The 10,457-nt window shown below is 34.8% G+C and carries 10 protein-coding genes, 1 tRNA gene and 1 pseudogene; 6 read left to right on the top strand and 6 right to left on the bottom strand.

Features of this window, described 5'->3' with window-relative positions; genetic code table 11:
- Nucleotides 1-450, bottom strand: a pseudogene (locus Q0992_RS05960) (hypothetical protein); the annotation flags it as partial.
- Nucleotides 451-550: 100 nt separating this feature from the next.
- Here Q0992_RS05960 and proS point away from each other — a divergent pair.
- The 3 genes from proS (at nt 551) to rpsT (ending at nt 2,486) form a co-directional block, all read left to right on the top strand.
- The gene (gene proS, locus Q0992_RS05955) at nt 551-2,029 is read left to right on the top strand and encodes a proline--tRNA ligase (RefSeq protein ID WP_299521427.1); all 1,479 of its coding nucleotides are present in this window, start codon (nt 551-553) and stop codon (nt 2,027-2,029) included.
- Nucleotides 2,030-2,138: 109 nt separating this feature from the next.
- Nucleotides 2,139-2,210, top strand: a tRNA-Glu gene (locus Q0992_RS05950).
- A gap of 24 nt (nt 2,211-2,234) precedes the next feature.
- Nucleotides 2,235-2,486, top strand: coding sequence for a 30S ribosomal protein S20 (gene rpsT / locus Q0992_RS05945; protein ID WP_299362845.1), 252 nt, complete (start codon nt 2,235-2,237; stop codon nt 2,484-2,486).
- A gap of 143 nt (nt 2,487-2,629) precedes the next feature.
- Here rpsT and rho read toward each other — a convergent pair whose 3' ends face one another.
- On the bottom strand, nt 2,630-4,261 hold the full coding sequence (rho, locus tag Q0992_RS05940) for a transcription termination factor Rho (RefSeq protein WP_299521426.1): 1,632 nt from the start codon (nt 4,259-4,261) through the stop codon (nt 2,630-2,632).
- A gap of 215 nt (nt 4,262-4,476) precedes the next feature.
- Between rho and Q0992_RS05935 the strand changes: the two genes are divergently transcribed.
- Nucleotides 4,477-4,887: a DUF4293 domain-containing protein gene (locus Q0992_RS05935; RefSeq protein ID WP_299521425.1), complete on the top strand. Its 411-nt coding sequence runs from the start codon at nt 4,477-4,479 to the stop codon at nt 4,885-4,887.
- Between the two features lie 64 nt (nt 4,888-4,951).
- Here the strand turns inward: Q0992_RS05935 and Q0992_RS05930 are convergent, their stop codons facing one another.
- Nucleotides 4,952-5,443, bottom strand: a complete 492-nt coding sequence (locus Q0992_RS05930; protein ID WP_299521424.1) for a metallophosphoesterase family protein — start codon at nt 5,441-5,443, stop codon at nt 4,952-4,954.
- A 74-nt stretch (nt 5,444-5,517) separates the two neighbouring features.
- Here Q0992_RS05930 and truA point away from each other — a divergent pair, with 74 nt between their 5' ends.
- Nucleotides 5,518-6,258 (top strand): tRNA pseudouridine(38-40) synthase TruA, encoded by a 741-nt coding sequence (gene truA, locus Q0992_RS05925; protein WP_299521423.1) that lies wholly within the window; start codon nt 5,518-5,520, stop codon nt 6,256-6,258.
- Between the two features lie 34 nt (nt 6,259-6,292).
- Complete coding sequence (locus Q0992_RS05920) at nt 6,293-8,065, top strand: ABC transporter ATP-binding protein (protein WP_299521422.1); 1,773 nt, start codon at nt 6,293-6,295, stop codon at nt 8,063-8,065.
- Here the strand turns inward: Q0992_RS05920 and Q0992_RS05915 are convergent.
- Genes Q0992_RS05915 through cdaA form a run of 3 tightly spaced genes read right to left on the bottom strand, consistent with a single transcriptional unit; the run spans nt 8,062 to nt 10,451 of the window.
- A complete protein-coding gene (locus Q0992_RS05915; RefSeq protein ID WP_299521421.1) occupies nt 8,062-8,871 on the bottom strand; it encodes a DUF3667 domain-containing protein in 810 nt (269 codons plus the stop codon). The genes Q0992_RS05920 and Q0992_RS05915 overlap by 4 nt on opposite strands.
- Nucleotides 8,872-9,669 carry a DUF3667 domain-containing protein gene (locus tag Q0992_RS05910; protein WP_299521420.1) on the bottom strand — a complete coding sequence of 266 codons (798 nt, stop codon included), beginning with the start codon at nt 9,667-9,669 and terminating at the stop codon, nt 8,872-8,874.
- On the bottom strand, nt 9,669-10,451 hold the full coding sequence (cdaA, locus tag Q0992_RS05905; RefSeq protein WP_299521419.1) for a diadenylate cyclase CdaA: 783 nt from the start codon (nt 10,449-10,451) through the stop codon (nt 9,669-9,671). Before cdaA ends, Q0992_RS05910 begins: the two co-directional genes overlap by 1 nt.
- Between the last annotated feature and the right edge of the window lie 6 nt (nt 10,452-10,457).

Here is a 10,457-nt window from a genome sequence, read left to right as displayed (position 1 = left end):
ACCCCAGTTATTCCAGCCCCAGCCAGCGCCCCATAGCCAAGGATCGTTCCAGCCCCAGCCCCAGCCGTTATCTATAATATTAATGGTAACATTATCATTAGCTTGACCCCAACCACCATATGGACTTCTTTGCTCTAGGGTGTCTTGTGCTTTTTCTAAATAATTGCCTTCATAAGAATCGACATCAGTAAAAATTTCACTTTCTTCCTTTATGGCATCAACTTGAGCTGAATTTTCAGCAAAATAATTTTTATAATAGTTAGAATCACTCGTTGATGTAGTTACAGCAGGTTGTTCAACAACAACTTCTTCCCCTTCATTATCTGACGAGTAAATACCATCATTATCGTATCCTACATATTGAAATGAACCACATGAAGTCAACAAGGTCGTAAGACCTAGTACAACAAAAAATGGCAATTTTTTGGGTATAATGGTTTTAAATTGCATATCTATTATATTTTATTGTTGAACATAGCAAAAATAGTTAGTTTTGCTGAACTATTTTTTTATTTAACAAAGTCACAACATTTGTGCCAAAACGCTAAAAATGAGTAAAAATCTTACTAGTAGAGCTGAAGATTATTCAAAATGGTATAACGAATTGGTTGTAAAAGCTGATTTGGCGGAGAATTCTGCTGTGAGAGGTTGCATGGTCATTAAGCCATATGGATATGCCATTTGGGAGAAAATGCAAGCTGAATTAGACAGAATGTTTAAAGAAACTGGTCATCAAAATGCTTATTTCCCATTATTTGTGCCAAAAAGCTTATTTGAAGCCGAAGAGAAGAATGCTGAAGGATTTGCTAAAGAATGTGCTGTGGTTACTCATTATAGATTACAATCAGATCCAGATAAAGAAGGGAAACTTAGGGTAGATCCCGAAGCAAAATTAGAAGAGGAATTGGTCGTAAGACCAACAAGCGAAGCCATTATCTGGAATACCTATAAAGGTTGGATACAAAGTTATAGGGATTTACCAATTTTAGTAAATCAATGGGCTAATGTTGTGCGTTGGGAAATGCGAACCCGACTATTTCTTCGCACAGCAGAATTTCTGTGGCAAGAAGGTCATACTGCTCACGCCACTAAAGATGAAGCTTGGGAAGAAACAAAATTGATTAATAACGTCTATGCAGAGTTTGTTGAGAATTTTATGGCCATACCTGTCATTCAAGGTCTAAAAACTGAAAGTGAGCGTTTTGCTGGTGCCGAGGAGACTATGTGCATAGAAGCTTTAATGCAAGATGGTAAAGCCTTACAGGCAGGGACTTCTCATTTCTTAGGTCAAAATTTTGCCAAGGCTTTTGATGTCAAGTTTACGAATAAGGAAGGTAAATTGGATTATGTGTGGGCGACTTCGTGGGGAGTTTCAACAAGACTAATGGGTGCGCTGATTATGACGCATAGTGATGATAAGGGCTTGGTCTTGCCACCTAATTTAGCACCATATCAGGTTGTTATTGTTCCCATATATAAAAATGAAGAACAATTTGGAGCCGTTAAAAAGGTGGCTGATGAAATAATTGGTGATTTGAAAGAACGTAATATTTCTGTTAAGTTCGATCATAGAGATACCCTTAGACCAGGAGCAAAATTTGCCCAACATGAACTTCAAGGTGTACCACTGCGAATTGCTATAGGTCCAAAGGATTTAGAGGATAATACTGTTGAATTAGCAAGAAGAGATACAATGACTAAAGAAACGGTTATACTAGACCGAATTAATGTCGTGGTGGAGGACTTGCTTGAAGAGATTCAGGAAAGCCTGTATCAAAAAGCTTTGACATTTAGGAATTCTCACATAACTGAGGTTGATGATTTTGAGGAATTTAAAAATGTACTTGAAACTAAAACCGGATTCATTTTTGCACATTGGGATGGTACTGCAGAAACAGAACAGAAGATAAAGGAACTTACTAAGGCAACCATTAGGTGTATTCCTATTGACAATAAAAAAGAAGAAGGGAAGTGTGTTTATAGTGGTAATCCATCGAGTCAACGGGTGTTGTTTGCAAAGGCATATTGAAAAAAATTCAAAAAATATATATTAGTAGTTGCAACATTTAAAAATAGTTGTATTTTTGCATCCGCAATAGAAACATTGTAGGTTCATTTAATAATGTAAATAACCAAATGGCCCGTTCGTCTATCGGCTAGGACGCCAGGTTTTCATCCTGGTAAGAGGGGTTCGATTCCCCTACGGGCTACAATTTTTAATAAGAAAAAATAAAATGGCAAATCATAAGTCAGCTTTAAAAAGAATTAGAAGTAGCGAAAAAAAGAGAGTGCTTAATAGATATCAGCACAAAACTACTCGTAACGCTATTAAAAAGTTACGTGAGTTAACTGATGCAAAAGAAGCGCAAAAAATGTTACCTTCTGTAATTAGTATGATAGATAAGTTAGCTAAGAAGAATGTTATCCATTCAAACAAAGCCGGTAACTTAAAGTCTCAATTAACTAAACACGTTGCTGCATTATAATTGCAGAACTTACTAGGATATATTATAAAGTCTTCCATATTTGGAAGACTTTTTTCATTATACGTATATATACATAAAATAATAATAAAAAAACCACGAACATTAGCTCGTGGTTTTATTTTTATATAAATAGGAAACAACCTTTACCCGTTCATAGAGATTAAGAATTCTTCATTGTTTCTGGTTTGTTTAAAGCGGTCATTAACAAATTCCATAGCTTCTATAGGGTTCATATCCGCTAGATATTTTCTCATAATCCACATACGTTGGATAGTATTGTCGTCTAACAATAAGTCATCACGACGGGTACTAGAAGATACAAGGTCTATAGCTGGGAATATTCTACGATTAGAAATTCTTCTATCCAGTTGAAGTTCCATATTACCAGTTCCTTTGAACTCTTCGAAGATGACTTCGTCCATTTTTGATCCTGTTTCAGTCAGTGCTGTGGCTATGATGGTAAGGGAACCACCGTTTTCAATATTCCGTGCTGCACCAAAGAAACGCTTTGGTCTGTGCAGTGCATTGGCATCCACACCACCACTTAATATTTTTCCTGAAGCAGGTTGTACCGTATTATAAGCTCTTGCGAGACGCGTTATAGAATCTAAAAGAATTACAACATCATGGCCACATTCTACAAGACGTTTTGCCTTTTCGAGAACAATGTCCGCAATTTTCACATGTTCGTGGGCTTCTTTATCGAATGTTGATGCAATAACTTCACCTCGTACATTGCGTTGCATATCCGTAACTTCTTCTGGTCGCTCATCAATCAATAATATCATTTGATAAACCTCAGGATGATTAGCGGCTATAGCATTCGCAACATCCTTAAGCAACATAGTTTTACCAGTTTTTGGTTGTGATACAATCATACCACGCTGTCCTTTACCTATAGGTGAAAACAAATCCATAATTCTTGTGGAAATGGTACTTTGTCTTTCAGCAATATTGAATTTTTCTTTAGGGAAAAGTGGGGTTAAGTGCTCAAAAGCTACGCGATCTCTAACCACGTTTGGATCTTGTCCATTAATCTTACTCACTTTTATTAAGGGGAAGTACTTTTCTCCTTCTTTTGGAGGCCTTACATGACCAAGAACAGTGTCACCTTTCTTAAGTCCAAAGAGTCTTATTTGAGATTGTGAAACATAGATATCATCTGGCGAGGTTAAGTAGTTATAATCTGAGGATCTTAAAAAACCATAACCATCTTGCATTATGTCTAAGACACCTTCACTTTCAATAATGGCATCAAACTCAAAATCTGGTTCGCGGTAACGATTTCTATTATCCTTATTACCATTGTTCTTTGAGTTGTTATTAGTGTTTCTATTATTATTGTCTTTATTGCGATTTTGCCTATTATCGTTATTCTGGTTATTGTTAGGACGTTTATTATCGTCAGAATTTTCGTTAGACTTACTTTGCTCTTGACGTTTCTGATGTTGTCTTTCGTTATTAGATTGGCGTTCTTTTGTATTAGAATCCTCCTTTTTGTCAGAAAAATCCAAGGATTTTTGATCCTTGTTTTCTTGAGTTGGTCTTTGTACTCTGGTCCGTTTCTGTTGAGGCTTTTTCTGATTAGTGTTTTGAGGTTTAGCCTCAGTTTCAACTTTAGCTTTTAGAGCTCCCGGGTTAGCAGCTTGATAATCTAAGATTTGATACACCAAGTCTAGTTTTTTTAGACTACGATATTTAGGCACGCTTAGTTGTTTGGCGATATCTTGCAATTCAGGTAGCTTCTTGGCTTTTAACTGTGAAATTTCAAACATTCGTATGTAGTATAATGTATTACAATTTGATATTATTAATTCAAGATTTTCTAAATGAAATAAAAAGAAAAAAAGTGAAATTAATTTGGAAGATAGAATGATGCAACTCTGAAGATTACTTCTTTCTAATGCAATTATACAACTTTATTTTAAAACAATTTCTATCTTTTTAAAAAATAAACTCCTAATTTTGCCAAGCAATTTTAATTGAAGACATGATTCAACGTATACAGACACTCTATTTATTTCTAGCAGCAGGAATTTCTGCTGGATTGATATTTGTGTTTGATCTTTGGACAAATAATGAGGGAGTTAAAGTATTTGCACCAGAAAACTATGCGTACTTAGGACTGTTTTTAGGGTCGGCTGTGTTGTCATTGATTTCAATTTTTAGTTTTAAAAATAGAAAGTCCCAATTCGTTATGGGACGACTCAATATCATATTAAACTTTATTTTACTAGGATTCTTTGTGTATCAATCTCTAAATTTATCTGGAGAAACCAATGTTTCTGAGAAAGGTATTGGGATGCTTCTTCCTATTTTTTCTATTGTGTGTTTAGTCTTGGCTAACAAGGCTATTAAGAAGGATGAAGATCTTGTAAAATCTGTAGATCGATTACGATGAACCTAAAATCTTAGTAGTATTAGTGCGAAAAACCCAGACGCTGCCGTCTGGGTTTTTCATTTTATCACCTTTGGAATTCTATAATTTCTAAATCCTTTATAGCATTGCCATCAACTTTAAATCGTAGCATAGTTCTTTTTTTGTGGAAACCGTGCTTGCCAATAGCGCCAGGGTTCATATGCAACAGGTTTAATTTTTTATCTGGCATCACCTTTAGAATATGAGAATGTCCACATATGAATAAATCTGGTGGGTTACCGTTTAGTGCTTCCCTTATACTGTTATTATACTTAGGCGGATAACCACCAATATGTGTGATCCAGACATCAACACCTTCGCACATAAACCTGTTGTGAAGTGGAAATTCGCTTCTAATTTTTGTGTCATCAATGTTACCATAAACCGCTTTTAAGGGTTTATGCTTTTTAATATTGTCGGTTACTTTTAAATCGCCAATATCACCAGCATGCCATACTTCGTCAGCTTGTCTAACATATTTAAGGATAGTATCATCCATATAACCGTGAGTATCAGATAAAAGAAGTATTTTTTGCATTAAGATAATATTGTGATTTTAACTAGCGATTCTGTGTATCTTTGTGTCTTTGAAAGACAAAAATAGCCAATCTTTTGAGATATTTTTTAGAGTTATCATACAATGGTAAAGCCTATCACGGTTGGCAAAACCAGCCTAATGCTATTTCTGTTCAAGAAGTTTTAGAAAAAGCATTAAGTACTATTTTAAAGAGTAATATTGCTATTGTTGGTGCGGGTAGAACGGATACTGAAGTACATGCTTATCAGATGTTTGCTCATTTTGATTTTGAAGTTGATTTTAATTCAGAAAATTTGGTTTACAAGCTTAATTCTTTTTTACCAAAGGATATAGCAGTCCATTCTATTTTTGAGGTTAGTCCAGAAGCACATGCAAGATTTGATGCTATAAGTAGAACATACCATTATAAGATATCAACTTCTAAAAATGTGTTTGACTATGATTATGCGTATCTAGTTATGATGCCTTTAGACGTTAAAGCAATGAACAGCGCCTGTGACATTTTATTAAAGTATAACGATTTTCAATGCTTTTCAAAGAGTAATACAGATGTAAAGACGTATTATTGTGATATAAAAGAGGCGTATTGGACTAAAGAAGATAACAGATTAATGTTTACCATTACGGCCAATCGTTTTTTAAGAAACATGGTTAGGGCAATTGTTGGCACCATGGTTAACATTGGATTAGGAAAACTAAAACCAAATGATTTGCACGGGATTATAGCTTCAAAGGATAGAAGTAAGGCTGGTTTTTCGGCACCAGCACATGGCTTATATTTGGTAGAGATTATTTATCCTGAAGGAGTAAACTAAATAAGAAATCTGGCTAAGCAGATAGATTGTGAATATGGCAGAAGAACAAAAGAAAAAAATATTCGATGTTACGCTTTTTAAGCGGTTATTGCACTACATCAAACCCTACAAAACCATATTTGTAATTTCTCTGGTTTGTGTAATAAGTCTTGCGATTTTCGGTGCTTTACGACCTTATGTCTTAAAGGAGGCCATTGATGTAAAAATAGCAAACAAAGAATATGATGGTTTTGTTCTTTACATAGGAATAATGCTTGGATTACTTTTGCTGGAAGTGATTACCCAATTACTTTTTATTTATTATGCCAGTTGGCTGGGACAATCCGTAGTTAAAGATATAAGGGTTAAACTTTTTAAGCATATTCTAAAATTCAAAATGACTTACTTTGATAAGTCTTCGGTTGGCGTATTGATTACACGTGCTGTAACAGATATGGAACGTATTGCGGATATCTTTGGTCAAGGACTTTTTATGATTTTCAGCGATATTCTAAAGATGCTTGTTGTCGCAATTTTTATGGCCTTCATAAACTTAAAGTTGAGTTTGATTGTTTTTGCGACAATGCCAATTATAGTTATAGCAACTAAGATATTTCAAAAGTATATGAAGCGTGCTTTTGAGGATGTACGCAATGAGGTTTCGAATCTTAATTCCTTTGTGCAAGAGCGTGTTACAGGTATGAAAATTTTGCAACTCTTTACCCGAGAAGCTACGGAATACAAAAATTTTAAAGCTATTAATGAGCGTCATAAAAAAGGTTGGTTAAAGACGGTTTGGTACAATTCTATATTCTTTCCAGTGGCTGAATTTGTGTCCTCATTGACCATGGCTATGGTCATTTTAGTTGGTGGCTTTAGCGCCATATCTACTATACCTGGTACAACATTAGGTGATTTGATTTCATTTACCATGTTCATCCCAATGCTTTTTAGGCCGCTTTACCAAATTGCAAATAAGTTTAATACTTTACAAATGGGAATGGTCGCTGCTGACCGTGTGTTTAAAGTATTGGATACGGATTCTAATATCGATGATGCAGGTACTATTAAAGCGGATCATTTTAAAGGCCATATTGAGTTTGATAATGTAAGATTTTCTTATGTTAAAGATGAGGAAGTGCTAAAAGGTATTTCCTTTAATGTAGAAGCTGGTGAGACGGTTGCTATAGTTGGAGCAACAGGTGCAGGAAAATCCACTATTATTAATTTGTTGAATCGTTTTTATGAAATAAATTCTGGCCATATACGAATTGATAGTACAGATATTAAGGAGATGACCTTGAGTTCCTTGCGCAATCAAATTGCAGTCGTGCTTCAGGATGTATTTTTATTCGCGGACACTATTTTAAATAATATAACCCTTAACAATGAATATATCACAGAAGAAGATGTGGTCACTGCGGCCAAAGCTATTGGTATTCATCAGTTTATTACAAGTCTTCCAGGCGGTTATCATTATAATGTTAAAGAGCGTGGCGTTATGTTATCTTCAGGGCAACGTCAACTAATTTCCTTTTTAAGGGCTTATGTTACTAATCCCAGTATTTTAATATTAGATGAAGCCACATCATCTGTCGACTCGTATTCAGAGCAATTAATTCAAGAGGCTACAGATACCATTACTAAAGGTAGGACTTCCATAGTTATAGCGCATCGATTAGCTACGATTCAGCAAGCTGATAAAATTATTGTAATGGATGCAGGCCAAATTGTTGAAATGGGTACGCACAAATCTCTTCTTAAAAAGAAAGACGGTTATTATAAGAATTTATATGAAGTTCAGTTCTTAAAGGCTGAAGCTGTTTAGGTATTAGTAGCTTCTCTTGCTGCTCTCTGTGCTTCAATCATTTCTTGCATCTGACCCGATTGAAACATCAATATTACGGTGACTATGACCATAAGAATAAATAAGACACCTAGCAGTCCTAAAAAAAACATAGTTCTTAGAAACATCTGAAGATTATTTAGTTTATATATGCGTTTGAGCGCATAAACGAAATAAAAAAATTGAAGTGGAATTATAGACATACCATAAGCAGGGAGAGACATTAGATTAAGGGGAATGATTATAGCGGTAAAAAAAGCAATGCAAATAGAAATTTGAGCCTGTGTATACATAAATACCACAAGGAGTTCTGTATAGTTAAAGGCTTTTATTCTCAGGAAAACGACTTTGGCAATTAAAGCATAAAATGGAATATATAGCATCATTACCAAGGATTGATATTCGGTAGTGAATTTATTAACCTTATCGAAAATTGCTTGCTGTTGCACTCCCATCTCAGTACTTGTGTCGTAAAAGTTAAAGTCTGATTGAAATTTTTGGATAATAAGGATTTGAAGGCCAGATATCGTTATGGCTAAAGCAAAATAGCTAAATACATTAACATAACGTTTTCTAACACCATTAATATAACCCACGATTACATCTTCGGGTTGTTTAAAGAGCTGTAAAAAAGTCCTTAGAAGCTTATTGTCGTAATTGAAGAATGTTTCGCTAACATGTTCAAAAAGATTTTTGAAGGTAAGGCGTTTTCGTATCACTTTTCCACCGCAGCTTCGACAGTAATCATCATGCTCATGTAATTCGGTATGGCAGTTTTTGCAGTTCATTTAAAGTTTCAGTTTTCCTGTCGCAAATAAGTAAGCGATTAAAACAACCATAATAATAGCCATCATTATACTAAAGATAATCGTATAAATAGTGTATGCGGCTATATACCTAATGATTGATTTTATAAAAGAAGATTTGTAAATACGCTTAAACACATAGGTCCCGTACAAAATAGTTGGAGGTGCCACTATCAAAGACGCTGTAAGATAATCTTGTATTTTAAATGCAGCTAGTAACAGATAAAATATAAATCCAATATATATGGTTTGAGCTGTAGAATAGAGATTGATAACTAAATGCTCGGTATAATTGTGTTTTCCCTTATCCAAGTATATAACCCAAGTACCTATGGCCAAAAATGGCATTAGTATTGAAAAAAAGACACCTTGATAATTATTAAAAAAATCAAGAAAGTCTTTTGATGGATTTTCAGAGTTTTGAATTCCTGTTTGAAACCCTTTATTAAAAAGGGTGTCCTTAGCCTCTAAAAATTCCGGGAAGAAGTTTTTTAATAAAAACATCTGAAATCCCAGTATAGTCAGTGAAATGGCATAGTAGGTAATAACACCAATATATTTTTTTCGTAACCCATTAATATAGCCATCTATAACATGCTCTGGCTTTACGAATAATGCTATAAACGTCTGTAAAAACTTATTGTCTATAGATAGGAACTGCTCATTTATCTGCTTAGCAAGAATTTTTGGGGTTAAGCGATTCATGATTATTTGTGCACCGCAATTATCACAATAGCGTTGTGAGCCTGATAAAGCCTTATCACAGTTTTTGCAATTCATTAGACCAAATCGTCTTTAATCTTTTTTATAAGGTCGTCGGTATCTTTAAACATCATAAATTCACCGTTTTTAAGGTAAGAAATTTGTCCGGTTTCCTCACTGACGACAATAGCAATGGCATCAGTCTTTTCTGTAATGCCAACTGCAGCTCTGTGCCTTAAGCCAAAACGTTCAGGGATGTTTTTTTCATTATTTACGGGTAGGATCACACGGGTGGCTTTGACAATATTGTTATCGATAATAATAGCACCATCGTGCAAAGGGCTATTTTTAAAAAAGATACTTTCTATAATGGGTTGGGAGACTAGAATATTCATTTCATCGCCAGTATTTGTTAAGAAATCCAAATTGTTGTTGCGCTCTATGACGATAAGTGCACCAGTATTGGTGGCTCCCATTTTAGTGCAAGCTTTAATAATAGCATCTACATCGGTCGTCGTTTGGTCATCATTTTTCAGGAATTTAAAATTCTTAAAAATACCTTTTTTTCCACCAATATTGGTAGAACCTACAAGTAATAGAAATTTCCGAATCTCAGGCTGAAAGACCACGATTAGGGCGATAATTCCCACCTTCATAAACCCATCAAAAATGCTGTAGAGCATTTGCATCTGTAAGTAATCCGTTAGCCGCCAAGCAAAATAGATAATGAGAATACCAATAAAGATATTGATGGCAACCGTACCTCTAACCAATTTGTAGATGTAGTAAAGGAGAATAGCAACGAGGAAGACATCAACAAAATCAATAAATCTAAAATCCCAAAGTTGTAAATCGTCCAAGGTTAG

It is taken from the genome of Winogradskyella sp., from assembly GCF_028289625.1.
GTDB lineage: Bacteria > Bacteroidota > Bacteroidia > Flavobacteriales > Flavobacteriaceae > Winogradskyella.
The sequence above is the reverse complement of the archived record's forward strand: the minus strand, read 5'-3'. Positions and strand labels throughout refer to the sequence as shown.